This is a genomic window from Streptomyces sp. NPDC107654 (genome assembly GCF_055639035.1).
The window spans coordinates 1-12772 of the sequence record NZ_JBVKBI010000049.1 but is presented as its reverse complement, the minus strand read 5'-3'; the positions used below and the strand labels follow the sequence as shown (position 1 = coordinate 12772).

13 protein-coding genes, 1 tRNA gene, 1 rRNA gene and 3 pseudogenes are annotated in these 12772 nt (G+C 67.4%); 11 read left to right on the top strand and 7 right to left on the bottom strand.

The features are described from left to right. Positions 1-131: 131 nt before the first annotated feature. Entirely contained in the window at positions 132-488 is a 357-nt protein-coding gene (locus ACZ7N4_RS38800; RefSeq protein WP_471368661.1) for a hypothetical protein, read from the top strand. A 108-nt stretch (positions 489-596) separates the two neighbouring features. On the opposite strand, the gene ACZ7N4_RS38795 is transcribed toward ACZ7N4_RS38800, so the two are convergent. Together ACZ7N4_RS38795 and dcd are read right to left on the bottom strand one after the other, a co-directional pair. Beyond that, positions 597-1112, bottom strand: a complete 516-nt coding sequence (locus ACZ7N4_RS38795; RefSeq protein WP_471368659.1) for a phosphoribosyltransferase — start codon at positions 1110-1112, stop codon at positions 597-599. A 13-nt stretch (positions 1113-1125) separates the two neighbouring features. Next, positions 1126-1701: a dCTP deaminase gene (gene dcd / locus ACZ7N4_RS38790; RefSeq protein WP_225824744.1), complete on the bottom strand. Its 576-nt coding sequence runs from the start codon at positions 1699-1701 to the stop codon at positions 1126-1128. A 529-nt stretch (positions 1702-2230) separates the two neighbouring features. Between dcd and ACZ7N4_RS38785 the strand changes: the two genes are divergently transcribed. Beyond that, positions 2231-2301 (top strand) — tRNA-Gly (locus ACZ7N4_RS38785). Between the two features lie 18 nt (positions 2302-2319). On the opposite strand, the pseudogene ACZ7N4_RS38780 reads toward ACZ7N4_RS38785, so the two are convergent. Continuing rightward, positions 2320-2547, bottom strand: a pseudogene (locus ACZ7N4_RS38780) (tyrosine-type recombinase/integrase); the annotation flags it as partial. A gap of 391 nt (positions 2548-2938) precedes the next feature. On the opposite strand from ACZ7N4_RS38780, the gene ACZ7N4_RS38775 reads away from it, so the two are divergent. The 6 genes from ACZ7N4_RS38775 to ACZ7N4_RS38750 all read left to right on the top strand — a co-directional run bounded on the left by ACZ7N4_RS38775 (position 2939) and on the right by ACZ7N4_RS38750 (position 8746). Then, positions 2939-4636 carry a YwqJ-related putative deaminase gene (locus ACZ7N4_RS38775; protein ID WP_471368655.1) on the top strand — a complete coding sequence of 566 codons (1698 nt, stop codon included), beginning with the start codon at positions 2939-2941 and terminating at the stop codon, positions 4634-4636. A 20-nt stretch (positions 4637-4656) separates the two neighbouring features. After that, the gene (locus tag ACZ7N4_RS38770; RefSeq protein ID WP_471368654.1) at positions 4657-5133 is read left to right on the top strand and encodes an SUKH-3 domain-containing protein; all 477 of its coding nucleotides are present in this window, start codon (positions 4657-4659) and stop codon (positions 5131-5133) included. A gap of 10 nt (positions 5134-5143) precedes the next feature. Continuing rightward, positions 5144-5515, top strand: a complete 372-nt coding sequence (locus tag ACZ7N4_RS38765; protein ID WP_471368651.1) for a YwqJ-related putative deaminase — start codon at positions 5144-5146, stop codon at positions 5513-5515. Beyond that, positions 5458-6438, top strand: a complete 981-nt coding sequence (locus ACZ7N4_RS38760) for an SUKH-3 domain-containing protein (protein ID WP_471368647.1) — start codon at positions 5458-5460, stop codon at positions 6436-6438. Before ACZ7N4_RS38765 ends, ACZ7N4_RS38760 begins: the two co-directional genes overlap by 58 nt. A 464-nt stretch (positions 6439-6902) precedes the next feature. Continuing rightward, positions 6903-7934, top strand: a complete 1032-nt coding sequence (locus tag ACZ7N4_RS38755; RefSeq protein WP_471368644.1) for a sigma-70 family RNA polymerase sigma factor — start codon at positions 6903-6905, stop codon at positions 7932-7934. Between the two features lie 11 nt (positions 7935-7945). After that, positions 7946-8746 (top strand): alpha/beta fold hydrolase, encoded by an 801-nt coding sequence (locus ACZ7N4_RS38750; RefSeq protein WP_471368641.1) that lies wholly within the window; start codon positions 7946-7948, stop codon positions 8744-8746. Positions 8747-8782: 36 nt separating this feature from the next. On the opposite strand, the gene ACZ7N4_RS38745 is transcribed toward ACZ7N4_RS38750, so the two are convergent. Together ACZ7N4_RS38745 and ACZ7N4_RS38740 are read right to left on the bottom strand one after the other, a co-directional pair. Continuing rightward, positions 8783-8995 (bottom strand): DUF4287 domain-containing protein, encoded by a 213-nt coding sequence (locus tag ACZ7N4_RS38745; RefSeq protein WP_471368637.1) that lies wholly within the window; start codon positions 8993-8995, stop codon positions 8783-8785. Between the two features lie 68 nt (positions 8996-9063). Continuing rightward, positions 9064-9732: a DUF998 domain-containing protein gene (locus ACZ7N4_RS38740; RefSeq protein ID WP_471368633.1), complete on the bottom strand. Its 669-nt coding sequence runs from the start codon at positions 9730-9732 to the stop codon at positions 9064-9066. A gap of 72 nt (positions 9733-9804) precedes the next feature. On the opposite strand from ACZ7N4_RS38740, the pseudogene ACZ7N4_RS38735 reads away from it, so the two are divergent. Further along, positions 9805-10029, top strand: a pseudogene (locus ACZ7N4_RS38735) (DNA-binding response regulator); the annotation flags it as partial. 990 nt (positions 10030-11019) lie between these two features. Beyond that, positions 11020-11217 (top strand): hypothetical protein, encoded by a 198-nt coding sequence (locus ACZ7N4_RS38730; RefSeq protein WP_471368666.1) that lies wholly within the window; start codon positions 11020-11022, stop codon positions 11215-11217. Positions 11218-11447: 230 nt separating this feature from the next. Here the strand turns inward: ACZ7N4_RS38730 and ACZ7N4_RS38725 are convergent. Continuing rightward, positions 11448-11912 (bottom strand): annotated as a pseudogene (locus ACZ7N4_RS38725) (substrate-binding domain-containing protein); the annotation flags it as partial. Between the two features lie 277 nt (positions 11913-12189). Between ACZ7N4_RS38725 and ACZ7N4_RS38720 the strand changes: the two are divergent. Next, complete coding sequence (locus tag ACZ7N4_RS38720; RefSeq protein WP_471368663.1) at positions 12190-12624, top strand: MFS transporter; 435 nt, start codon at positions 12190-12192, stop codon at positions 12622-12624. A gap of 62 nt (positions 12625-12686) precedes the next feature. Here the strand turns inward: ACZ7N4_RS38720 and rrf are convergent. Beyond that, positions 12687-12772: ribosomal RNA gene (gene rrf / locus ACZ7N4_RS38715) — 5S ribosomal RNA — on the bottom strand; the annotation flags it as partial.

The window sequence follows — 12772 nt, the reverse complement described above, 5'->3', positions numbered from 1 at the left end:
CCAGATACGACAAGCGCGGTTACGTCTTCCTCGGGACCGCGACCGCCGCAACCCTCGTCATCTGGCTCCGGGCATGATCGGCCGGACAAGTCCTAAGCGCATGCAGCGGCACCACTCAGCGCGACGAGTCTGTGGACGACATAGCCGAGGCGGTCCGTGACCTACAGGACGCGCTCAAGGACGAGATGGTGGCCGGCAGGACCGGCGATGCCCGAGACGAGACCGAGAACGTGCAGCGACTCGCGCAGGAAGAGAGTGGTCGGCTCTCGAAGCTCTCGCGGCGTGCGCCCACCGAAACGCGGGACTTCGCCGCCGCAGCCGAGGCATGGTCCAGGGCGATCGCAGCCTCGCACAAGGCCATCCTTGAGCGGGTCGACGAGTCCACCCTCACGCGCTTCGTGATGAACGAACGTCTGGCAACCGAGAAGATGGACGCCGAGGCAGCGGAGCTCGACGTGAGCCCGTGGCTCAAGCTGGATCAGTACTAGCGGCGTCCGTTCCTCGACTCGCTCGGTGCCCGGCGCAGGTGCATCCGGTGGATCCACCTGGTACCCGTGGAAATCAAACCCGAATCACACCGCGGGCTCCAGCGCTGATCAGAGCGCTTCGCGGTTCTCCTTGGGCGCCTCACCCGACTTGTGTACCGGTGGCAACACACTCCACGGGAAGTTGATCCACTCGTCGGTCCGCTTCCACACGTACTCGCACTTCACGAGGGAGTGGGACTTCTCATAGATCACCGCGGAGCGCACCTCGGCGACGGTGTCGAGACAGAAGTCGCGGACGAGCTTGAGGGTCTTGCCGGTGTCGGCGACGTCGTCGGTGATCAGGACCCTCTTGTCGGAGAAGTCGATCACGTTGGGGACGGGGGCCAGCATGACCGGCATCTCCAGGGTCGTCCCCACGCCGGTGTAGAACTCCACGTTCACGAGGTGGATGTTCTTGCAGTCGAGGGCGTAGGCGAGCCCCCCGGCGACGAAGACCCCACCGCGGGCGATGCTGAGCACGATGTCGGGCTCGTACCCGTCGTCGGCGATGGTCTGCGCCAGCTCGCGGATGGCGGTGCCGAACCGCTCGTAGGTCAGGTTCTCCCGCACGTCTGCGCTGCTCATGCTGTTGTCGCCCTCACACCTGGGTCCGATGGAAATTGAGGAAGGACCGCGAGGCGGTCGGCCCGCGCTGCCCCTGGTACCGGGAGCCGTAGCGCTCACTGCCGTACGGGTGCTCGGCGGGCGAGGTCAGCCGGAACATGCACAGCTGCCCGATCTTCATCCCCGGCCACAGCTTGATCGGGAGCGTCGCGAGGTTGGACAGCTCCAGGGTGACGTGCCCGCTGAACCCGGGGTCGATGAACCCGGCGGTGGAGTGGGTGACCAGCCCCAGCCGCCCGAGCGAACTCTTCCCCTCCAGCCGGGAGGCGAGATCGTCGGGAAGCGTGATCACCTCGTAGGTGGAGGCGAGCACGAACTCCCCGGGATGCAGGATGAACGGCTCATCGCCCTCGGGCTCGACCAGCCGGGTCAGGTCGGCCTGTTCGACGGAGGGGTCGATATGGGGGTACCGGTGGTTCTCGAACACCCGGAAATACCGGTCCAGCCGCACGTCGATGCTCGACGGCTGCACCATGGATTCGTCATAGGGATCGATCCGTACCCGCCCGGCGTCGATCTCGGCCCGGATGTCCTTGTCTGAGAGAAGCACGTAGCGAGGATACGCAAGGCGCGCGAAGCCTTCGCAATCCGAAGGACTCCGCGCGCCCACAGTCACGAACCGACTACAACCGGTCCTCTCGCCCTGCCTCTACCGCTTCTCCAGAACAACAGGCACGGCACTGCGGAGCCGGGCACAGCGCGGGCACCGCACCAGACGGCCGGGGCCGAGCCGGCCGGCCTGCTGCATCGGGAACGAAGCGGTGCTGAAGACGTGCCCGTCCGCACATCGGACGACGGTGCGTTCCATCAAGTCCCTCAAGTCCCTTCCCCAAGAGCCGCGTCCGGCGTTGCTGCCCGGACGACAAAAGCCACATTACGGGATCAAAGAGACGACTCTCCACGCGGCACTCCGGCCCTCCCCCAGGCCTCCACGGTACGCCCCAACTCCGGCCACCCACAGCCGGATCCCACCTCTGAAACACGCTCAGCCCCCCGGAATCCGAACACCAGGAGCCCACGATGATGTAGAGTGAGCAAGGTCCGGACACCGGCCCCTCCGGGACCCCGTCCGTACTTACGCGGGTGTAGTTTAATGGTAGAACATCAGCTTCCCAAGCTGAGAGCGCGAGTTCGATTCTCGTCACCCGCTCTGTGATTAAGGCCCAGGTCAGAGACCTGGGCCTTGTTGTTGTGTCCGGTGATCGAGGCCGCCGGCGACCTCTTCTTGCCGCTCGTCGTCAGAGTGCCGCTGGATCAGCGCGGCATTCTCGGAGGAATGCCCGGCACGGACCATCGTGTCCTTGAGCGTGGCACCGGGTCGGGTCGAGAGCGCGTGCCCGGTGTGGTGAAGGTCGTAGAACCGGGAGCCCTCCGGCATGCCGACGATGCCCCTCGCCAGTGGTGATACGGATGGTGGCATGCGATGGGTCCGGTCGGCGGCCCGTAGATGCCTCGGTGGCGCATGGTCGGATCTCCGGGGATTGCTCCTCCCCGACGGATCGTGACAGGTGGGCCCGTATCTGGTGAGCTCGGTGACCCGGTAGGGAGGCGTCGAATCACGTGGCCTGAGGGGGCATGGGCTTGCCGGTCAGGCAGGGCGGGCACAAGCACGTGCCTGCCATGCGTTCGGATTGCCCGATATATTTCGTTCAACTCCTTTGTCATGCGTGAGTTGTCTCAACCTCGCACTGAGTCCCCTGTTCCTGTAGGTGGTACGTGCGTACGAAGACTTAACTGTTCTCTGCTGCAATTGCTGAAGCGCCGAACGCCACGGGGGAGCACGGAACATGGGCATCATGCTGCCGGACATCGTCGACCAGGCACTCGACCTTGCGGGCATCGACTGGCCGAACGTGGACGAGGACGACTACACGGATATGGCGGACTCGCTCCGTGAGTTCGCGGACAAGTTCGAGGGCCACGGCGGCGATGCGCACAAGGTGATCACGCGGATCCTCAGCTCCTCGGAGGGCTGGGCGGTCGACGCCATGGAGCAGCACTGGTCGTACGTGAAGACCAGTCACCTGGAGAAGATCCCGGATGTGGCACGGACGTTCGCGTTCGTGTGTGACCGGATCGCCGAGATCATCATCGCGATGAAGACGAAGGCAGCGGTCGAGCTGACCGTTCTCGCCGGGACGATCGTCACCGAACTCGCCGCGTCCGGTGTCACCTTGGGTATCTCGGCCGCTGCTGCCGCGGGCGAGGTCGTCTTGATGCGGCAGCTCGTGAAGAGGCTGGTGAAGGAGGCGATCGAGGAGATCGTCGCGGAGATCACCGCCAAGCTGGCGGAGCCGGTCACGGCGAAACTGGAACAGCTCGCCGCCGATGCGGCGCTCGATCTTGCCGAGAGTGCGTTCCACCCCAGCGGCGGGGGGAGCGGCACTCCGGGTGGCATGACCCTTGCCTCCGCGGGCGGCGGGGGCGGGGGCGGCGGTGCGGGCAAGCGGACCCGTATCGACCACGCTGAGTTCGAGGACGGTGCCGGCAAGCTCTTCCTCCACGGCGGGGACCTCGGCAGCAAGGCCCATATCCATCTGCGCAAGGCGAAGGGCGCGTTCGGTCGGACGAAGGGCCGGGACGGGTTCACCAAGTCCTTCGACCACGCCCTGGAGAAGGCGCTCGACGCCGCCACCAAGTCGGTCACCCGTACGGCCAGGCACATCAGCGACGAGATCCCACAGCGCGTGAAGGCAGCCTCCCGGCACCAAAAGGAAATCGACCACAAGATCGGCAAACAGGCTGACGGCATCAACGTGAACAAGGTCGATCCGCGCGGTTCAGCAGGCGGTGGCGGCGGAGGGGGCGGGAACGGCGGTGGCGGCGGAGGGGGCGGCGGGAACGGTCCTCGGCGCATGAACCCGCAGCCCGGCTGGCACGGCAGAAGCGCCGGTCAGATGCGGCACTACCGTCGTGACGCCATGCAGGTCGATCACCTCGGCCCGGAAGATCAGCGTCGGGCGCTGATCCAGGAGGCGAAGGATCTGGCGGACGAAGCACAGAAGGCTCCCAACGGGGCGGACGGGCAGCCTGTGCTGGGCAAGGGCAGAATCAAGCAGGGGTGTTCGGGAGCCTTGCTGCACGAAGGGATCCTGACGGGACACACCAGTGTGTCGAGGCTGAAAAAGAATCCCCAGAACCCGGATCCGCAAGAGAATCTGGATACTCATCCCGCCCTGCAGTCCGTCCTGGACGACGTCGACCGACAGACACAGGCCGAGGGTGGAAATACGGGTGTCGGGCACGGAAAGTGCGCTGAAGTGGCGCTGATCTCCGACCGACTGCACGCTATATCAGAGCGTGACGGTGTCGACATACGGGCCACCGATGACATCAGAAGGGTGATGGAGGGAGCACAGGTGCATACGCGGCAGATCGGCGACATGAAACCGGACAAGCCTGGATTCTTGAGCCACGGGGAGTACAAGCCGCCCTGCGCCTCCTGCGCGCGCATGCTTCCGCTGATCGGCGTCACCGCTGTTTGACCTGGAAAAGGATAAAAACTGTGTCCGCATTGAAGTCGCCCGAGGCAGTTGACGCCTGGCTGGCGAAGGCCGGATGGCACCCGGGCCGTAGGTGTGACGACCTTGCCGCCACCGAGATCGAGGGCTGTCAGGCATCATTCCGCAGGGACGGCGGCAGTCTTGACGTCATCCAGCCCGCTCTCGATTTTCTGCGCGAGCATGTCGGCCTTGTGGCACCCCTGCACGACTCTCCCGAAGACACCGTGATGTTCCTTCCGGCCCTCATGTACCGGGGCGCAGCGGAAGACGTTCAAGAACTCGCCGACGGACTGGGGAAAAAGGTCTTCCCCGTCGCGCACGACACGTACGACGGCGGCACGATCCTCATGGACGAAGCGGGGCGGTTCTTCTACCTGCATCACAGCGGCGAGTACTTCCTCGGAAATGACAAGTACTCGGCGTTCATGAATTACTCGCGTGGCTATCCGCTCGAACACGCGGAGGACTACTATGCCTGAGCATATTCCGATGACCGCCGCGTCCCTGCTGGCGAACGGCAAGATCTTCAGCCAGACCGACCTCGACCCGGATTCGGACCCGGATCTACATCCTGCGGTTTCCGAGTTTTTTCAGCAGCTTCCTGCCGCACAGCGGGAACCGTTCATGGGTTACTGCGCGGAGAGCGCACTTATCTCCGATCAGTTGTGGGGCTTGGACGAGCAGCTTCCGAGCGGGGGGAGAACGACCCTCGACGATGCGACGGGGCATTTTTCGGGGTCGGCCATAGTGACGAGAAAGATTCGCCCCGAAGGAGATCCGGAGCACGGACGTCATGCGAAACCGTGCCGATCTTGCACAGCTCTGCTGAAGCGTCTCGGCATCGAAGTGGTGGACGAGTGACTCAGCACCACCGGGCTGCGGAGAGGATCGGTTGGACCGCAGGGAGGAACGTCGAGCAAGAGGCGATGCAGGCAGCGCTGCGGCTTGCAGCAATGGCGGAGAGCTACGGAATGTCTGTGTCGCTGTTTCCTGCCGCCAAAGCCTTTCTGAGTGAGTTCTACGGCCTCGATCACCGGCCGGTGGAACCGGGCCGGGAGGTGGCCTCTATCGGGTTTTCCATCGATCCGGAGAAGGCCAGGTTCCAGCTCATCAAGTTGGACCACCTGTCCGCCGGGCTCCGCGTGGCTTTGTTCCCGGTCGGCGTGACCGAAAACGACTCCGTGCTTGCTGTGGGTGAAGAGGGACAACTTCTCTCTTCCGGTCTCGGTGGCTCCTGGCACATGGGGGACAGTGCGCTCGAAGGCATCGAGAACATGATCACCGGGCTGGCTCCGCGCAGGCTTCGCGAAATCGCGCATGCCTGGGACTTGAAGTCGGCGGCGGCCGTCGGTCCCGTTGTCGGAGCCGTGCAGGCAGCGCTGACGGCCGTGTACGTGTTGCACCATCACGGTATTTACAGCGCCAGGAGCGTCTGCCTGACTCTGACCACTCTGCGTGGCAGTGGGGTCGAGATTGCCCGGCGGTCGATCGGCATACCGAATGGTCTCCTGGATGAGGCGCTGTCACCGATCGTTCGTGACGTGGAGGAGATCCTTGCGGCCCACGCCGACGGCGTGGGCTGCGAGGTGAAGCTGACCGTAGAGGTGCCCGGCGTGCATGCGGAAACCTCGCCCGGTCTGGTCAGGTTCTCGGCCCGGTTCGGACATGTGGCCATGCAGACCAACGACGTCGAGGCCAGCCTCCGCGTCGGAGCGGGTGCGCAAACCGGCAGCCTCCACGTACGAGTCGTCGACGCTCTGCGCGGTCTGAAGCAGATGTCATGAGAGGCGGGGCTCTGCTGAGGTGCTTGACATGCGAGCCGAGGTCACCCGGGACCGGGAGGGTCTCCCCGGCTGCCGCCGACATGGCACTACGGCGCCGTGCCCACAGCGTGCCCTTGAGAGCGGACAACAACGGTCAGCAGCGGTGCGAACGCACCCTCCCAGGACCGCCAGAGAATCGCATAACCGCAGGTCAACAGGGACGCGGTTGTCCAAGCGCCGTCGCTTCCCAAGCTGAGAGCGCGAGTTCGATTCTCGTCACCCGCTCCACGGCAAAGCCCCGGGTCAGCGACCTGGGGCTTGTTTGTTGTCCAGACCGTCCGCCTCCTGGCCGGCCGTCGACGCGATCTGAACCCTGATCACTGGCCGTGCCCCCCTGCTGACCGGTAATTTCGTGCGGCCAAGGACCTCACTGGAACCACCTGGTCGGTGGCCTCGGAGGGCGCGCATCACGGGGCGGAGCAAGCATGAAGGATCTTGTCGTGGGCGACGGCGAGCGCGAGACGGCGGTCCGGCTGGAGAAGCACCGGGCAGAACTGACCGGGTACTGCTACCGGATGCTGGGCTCATACGCCGAGGCCGAGGACGCCGTGCAGGAGACGATGGTCCGGGCCTGGCGTAACGTCGAGGGGTTTGAGGGGCGTTCGTCGCTGCGGTCGTGGGTCTACCGCATCGCCACCAACGTGTGCCTGGACGCACTGGCCGCCGGCAGGCGGCGGGCTCTGCCGATGGACCTCTCGGAGCCGTCGCCCGGAGCTTCGGCCCCGGGAGCCCCGCAGGAGTCCGCCATGTGGATCGGGCCCTGTCCCGGAGGGGACCCCGAGGCGGCGGTGGCAGCGGGCGAGTCGGTGCGGCTGGCGTTCGTCGCCGCACTCCAGCACCTCCCGCCCAGACAGCGGGCCACGCTGATCCTCCGGGAGGTGCTGGCCTTCTCGGCCCGCGAGGTCGCCGAGCTGCACGGCTCGACCGTCGCCTCGGTCAACAGTGCCCTGCAGCGGGCTCGTGCCACATTGGCCGCGCACCGCGGACCCGCCGACGACCCCGGTACCCGGCCGTCCGACGCCGTCCGCCGCGTGCTTGCCGAGCGGTACGCCACGGCCTTCTCCCGCTATGACATGGAGGAGCTGAGCATGCTGCTCCACATCGACGCCACGCTGTGTCTTCCCCCGTACGCGAAGTGGATGCGCGGGGTCCCCGACATTCAGGCGTGGCTGACCGGACCAGCCGTCGGCTGTCGCGGCTCCCGCCTGATCCCGACCACGGCGAACGGCACCCCCGCGTTCGGCCAGTACCGGCCCAGCCTCGACGGTACGGGCTACGAACCCTGGGCACTACAGGTCATCGAGTTCTCCGGCAACCGCATCACCGGCATCAACGCCTTCCGCGATGCAGAGCACCTGTTCCCGCTCTTCGGCCTGCCCGCACACATTGGCCCGGACTCCTCTCCTGACACCAGCGCCACCGATGGCCGCCACCTCCCGGGCTCGGCCCCTGTGTGAAGGACCCACACATGCCTTGGTCAGAGCACATCGTCGTCCGTGACGACGTCCGTATTTCCTGCCGCGACTGGGGCGGATCGGGGCTGCCCGTCGTCCTGCTGCACGGGCTGGCCGGCCACGCGGGCGAGTGGGACGCCATCGCCCGAGACCTGAGCCCCCGTTACCGGGTCGTCGCCGTCGACCAGCGCGGCCACGGTGCCAGCGAGCGCAGTCCGCGGGACGTGTCCCGCGCCGCGTACGTCGCGGATACCGTCGCAGTACTCGAACAACTCGGCCTCCGGCAACCCGTCCTGGTGGGCCAGTCGCTGGGCGGCCACACCGCCATGCTCGCCGCCGCCGCGTACCCCAGCCTCTTCCGTGCACTCGTCATGGTGGAGGCCGGGCCGGGCGGGCCGAACCATGACGTACAGACGGAGATCGGGGGGTGGCTCGATTCCTGGCCCAGGCCGTTCCCGTCGCGGGAGGCTGCCGTCGAGTTCCTCGGCGGCGGTCCGGTCGGCGAGGGCTGGGCGGCCGGCCTGGTGGAGCACGACGGCGGCTGGTGGCCGCGCTTCGACCGGGACGTGATGGTCGAGTCGCTGGCGGAGATTGCTCAGCGGTCCTTCTGGGACGAGTGGTTGAGGGTGGCCTGCCCGACCCTGGCCGTCCTCGGCCAGTCCGGCATCATCTCGTCGGGTGAGATTGACGAGATGCTCCGGCAGCGACCGGAGACGGTGGCTTTGAGCGTCCTCGGGACGGGACACGACGTTCATCTGGAGCGACCGGACGTCCTGCGGCACGTGCTCCGTGGGCTCCTTGGAGACGTCACATGATCTGCCATCCGCCGGACGGCGTGATCACGTTCCCGGTCACTGGCCTCTGTTCTCGGCGAGCGTGTGCGCGACAAGGGCGTTGGCGTGACCGTGTCCCAGGCCGTGCTCGGACTTGAGCCAGGAGACGAGCTCCATGTGCTTGGTCAGCGGGGAGGAACGGATGAGGTCCTTCCACTCGTGGATCGGGCGGCCATACTTCTTCTCGATGGAGGGGAAGTAGCTGGCGGGACCCTTTACCGCGTCTGTCATGGGATGTCCCCGTTCATATCGAAACGATCTTTGTGGTGTCGATGATGCCTGCCCGGTGCGGCAGGCGGCTAGCGGTTCGCCTGGGCTGTGGCCAGGCGGGCCATCACCGCGGTGAGCCCCAGCAGGCCGAGGCCCGCACCGACGGTGAAGGCCAGGACGGAGGCAGCGGAGGCCATGAAGCCGGCGAGAACGACCACAGGCACGAGGCGCGAGGCGCGAGCCCAGCGGCGGTGGCCCCGTGCGGCGAGCGGGCGGGCCAGGACGACGAACGCGGCACACAGGGCGAGGTAACCGGCCATCCCGGCCGCCATGTGCACGGCGCCGTGCCCGCTCATCGCCGTCGCGTCCGCAGAGCCTTCGGGGAATCCCGCCCCGGCGTCGGCTGGGAAGAGCGCGGCGGCCCAGAACGAGGCACCGAAGACACCGACCAAGACCGGACCCCAGGTTCCTCCCGCGCCTTCACGCAGCACGCGGCGCAGACCAGCCGCACCCGCTATCAGCAGCGTTCCGGTGAGCAGGAAGTTCACCGTCTGGATCCAGCCCGCCTCCCCAAGGGCGAGCTGACTGATCGCATTACGGGTGAAGCCGAACCCGTCCCGCGCGAAGCCCTGAGCGACGCCGGCCAGGAGGAACAGCGGGCCCGCCACCACGCCACCGACCAGAGCCCTCCGCGTCACAAGTCCAGACGCGGGCGCGACAGGAATGGCGTGCTGGGGAGCGCTGAGCATGTGGGTCATGGACGGGCCTTCCTCGCGTCGATGTTGTCACCCTTATGGCAGGTAAGAGGCCATATGTAGGCTCAAGCATGCATCGGCGACGTCGAGGAGTTCGCCGACGCCGTTACCCGCGTCGCCGCCGGATCCATGGTCATTGACCCCGAAGTCGTACGCCAGCTGCTCGCCCGCCGCCTCGTCGTCACCGAGGCCGCCGTCGCAGCGCACATCGTGAGCATCCTCCTGAAGCTCGAACTCTCGCCAACCGTCCCCGACGACCACAGTCGCGTCCTGGCGGTACTGGCCTATCTGCGAGCCTGAGCCCACCTGCCGCGCACGGGCCTGCAGCGCCCGCACCCTGGCGCCAGGCGACAGATCGTTCTCGACCCGGAGGTACCGGGGCGTAGTCACTGACGCCGTCGAACCCGGCGGGGGCCCAGCCACCGCCCTATGGAACGAGCCTCGCCCCGGCCGACAGCCGCACCACCTGGTTGCGCAGGCAACGTCGCCTGTGTGGGCCTTGCTGAGGCGGCGTCCGAGCCACCTCTCCACAGGAGAGACGGGCGCGTCGACCGGCCTGACCCGAGGCCGTGCCCAATCCGTGCCCGTAAGAGCGGGCAACCACGGTCAACAGCGGTGCGACCGAGCCTGTGCAACAGCACCCACACTACGAATCCGCGCAGGTCAGCAGCCCCGCAGCCGCGCAAGCGCCGTCGCTTCCCAAGCTGAGAGCGCGAGTTCGATTCTCGTCACCCGCTCCAGCGTGAGGGCCCAGGTCAGAGACCTGGGCCCTTTGCTATCGGGCAGTGATCTCTTCGCCGACGGACTCTATGTGGTCATCCGGCTCCAGTGGCTCCGAGGCGCAGACGCCGTCACACGCACGCCGGGCACCTCCACGGCCGGCTTCACCTCACAGCCCAGGCCGCCGGCGTGGACCGCAAGGACCTCCTCCACGTCGAGAACGATCGGCGGCAGTCCTCGTCCAGGACACCATTCGGCATGCCGATCGACCGCCGGGCGATTCGACCCCACTGGCACGCAGATTGGCCAGAGTCAGGCAGACGTTCCTGCCGCTGTGGATGCCGTGATGGTGCAACACATATACGGCTGTCAGCGCTGCCTGCACGCTCCGACAACGGGACCGACGGCCGCCGCTGACCTTCCGTTCCAGGCATGCTCGGCTTCGCGGAGCCGCCGTGGAGCCAGCCCGGTCCCACCGGCCGGTGTTCGAGGCCGTAGAAGTCACTCAGACCCGGTCTGAGCCGTTCCGGACGCACCCTTGCGCGCGAACCACGCCGACGGCGCTGCGGTGTGGCAGCGACCTGCCGGAAGCTGCGGCCCGAGGCGGACACCGCGCCCGGTCTGATCGCGTTCTCGGCCCGGTTCGGACATGGGGCTACGCAGGCCCACGACGTCGAGGTCAGCCTGCGTGTCGGAGCGGGTGCGCAGACCGGCAGCGTCCACGCACGCGTGGTCGCCGCTCTGCGCGGTCTGCAGCGGATGTCATGAGAGGCGGGGCTCTGCCGGGGTGCTCGACGGAGGACGCGCGGTGCTGCAGCCGGGAGTGACCGTCGACCTCTGACCAGGGGCTCCGGCTGACACGTCCGGGAACGCGGCAAGAGGGTCGGCGCGGCGGGCCAGGGCGAGGAGGGCGCGCAGGGGGACTCGGCGAGGCCGAGGCGCGGGTGCCACTGCGCCACGATGCTGACGAGGTGGAGGGATCCGACGAGCCGGAGCGTGACGAGTTCCCCCTCCTCCAGCTCCCGCGCCACGGCGAGCCTCGGCAGAAGCGAGACGCCGTGCCCGTGCCCGGTCGGCCGCAGCAGAGCCGACAGCGAGCCATTGACCACCGACAGCCGCGCCTCCGCGAGCAGGTTCCGTCCGAAGTCGTCCACCAGCATCTGGGAGGTGCAGTCCGGCTCGGGGACGAGGAAGTTGTACCCGAGCAGCTGCTCCGGCGCCACCGACTCCAGCCGCGCCAGCGGATGGGCCGACGCCGCCACCAGTACCGTGCGGTCGTGCCCCACCACCGCGTGCGGGCCGAGCACCCGGGTCCCGTTGTCGTACTGGAAGACCAGGTCAACTCGCCGGCCCGGAACCGCCGTTCCAGGCGGCTCCGGTTTCCCACCGTGAGCTCCACGTCGGCACTCGCACCGGGACCGGCCGCGCCGTACTCCAGCGCCGCCAGTACTTCGGGCATCCATACGTGCGCAAGCGACTCCTGGGCGCCGAGGCGCAGCCTGGGCCGTTCGCCGAGCGCGGCCCGGCGCATCGTCTCCTCCAGCTCCAGTGCCTCACGCGCATGCGGCAGCAGGCGTTGCCCGGCCACGGTGAGCGTGGCGCCCGCCCCGGCACGCACCAGGAGGGCCGCGCCCAGCTCCGCCTCCAGCCGCTTGAGCTGAGCGCTCACACTGGACTGGGCGAAGCCCAACTGCCGTGCCGCAGAAGCGATTCATCGGCGACCGCGACGAAGGCGCGCAGATGGCGAGTGTCCACGCGTGTCAGCATGCCCTCCCGGTGTGCGTGATGCCTTTCTTCACCGGCCGGCTGGTGGCCCGGTACGGTGCCCGGCCGATCCTGCTGACCGGCTTGTCGGCATCCGTGGTGGCGGGCGTGCTGCTGTTCCTCGCCACCGGCCTGCGCCCTCCGCTCGCCCTGGTCATGATGGCCGAGCTCGCCCTCGCCGCCACCGGCACCCTCTCCATCCCCGGGGCCGCCGCCGCGATGGGTGCGTCCGCACCGCCCGAGTACGCCGCCACCAGCCAGGGCGCGCTCAACGGCATCCGTCAGGCCGGCTCGGCCCTCGGCGTCGCCGTGTTCGGCACCCTGGGCGCCCTTCCGAGGGCGGGGGTGGTCCTCGCCGCCGTCGGCCTGATCGCGGTTGCAGTCGTCGCCCGTACCGACGCCCGCAGCTGAGAGCCGTCGTGACATGCAAAAAGGGCCCACACCGAGACGGTGTGGGCCCTTTTTCAAAATTTGTTCGGCGGCGTCCTACTCTCCCACAGGGTCCCCCCTGCAGTACCATCGGCGCTGTGAGGCTTAGCTTCCGGGTTCGGAATGTAAC

Coding starts and splice junctions, on each gene's coding strand:
- ACZ7N4_RS38795 (WP_471368659.1), bottom strand. CDS start 1,112: ATGAGCAGCGCAGACGTGCGGGAGAACCTGACCTACGAGCGGTTCGGC.
- ACZ7N4_RS38775 (WP_471368655.1), top strand. CDS start 2,939: ATGGGCATCATGCTGCCGGACATCGTCGACCAGGCACTCGACCTTGCG.
- ACZ7N4_RS38765 (WP_471368651.1), top strand. CDS start 5,144: ATGACCGCCGCGTCCCTGCTGGCGAACGGCAAGATCTTCAGCCAGACC.
- ACZ7N4_RS38755 (WP_471368644.1), top strand. CDS start 6,903: ATGAAGGATCTTGTCGTGGGCGACGGCGAGCGCGAGACGGCGGTCCGG.
- ACZ7N4_RS38750 (WP_471368641.1), top strand. CDS start 7,946: ATGCCTTGGTCAGAGCACATCGTCGTCCGTGACGACGTCCGTATTTCC.
- ACZ7N4_RS38745 (WP_471368637.1), bottom strand. CDS start 8,995: ATGACAGACGCGGTAAAGGGTCCCGCCAGCTACTTCCCCTCCATCGAG.
- ACZ7N4_RS38740 (WP_471368633.1), bottom strand. CDS start 9,732: ATGACCCACATGCTCAGCGCTCCCCAGCACGCCATTCCTGTCGCGCCC.
- ACZ7N4_RS38720 (WP_471368663.1), top strand. CDS start 12,190: ATGGCGAGTGTCCACGCGTGTCAGCATGCCCTCCCGGTGTGCGTGATG.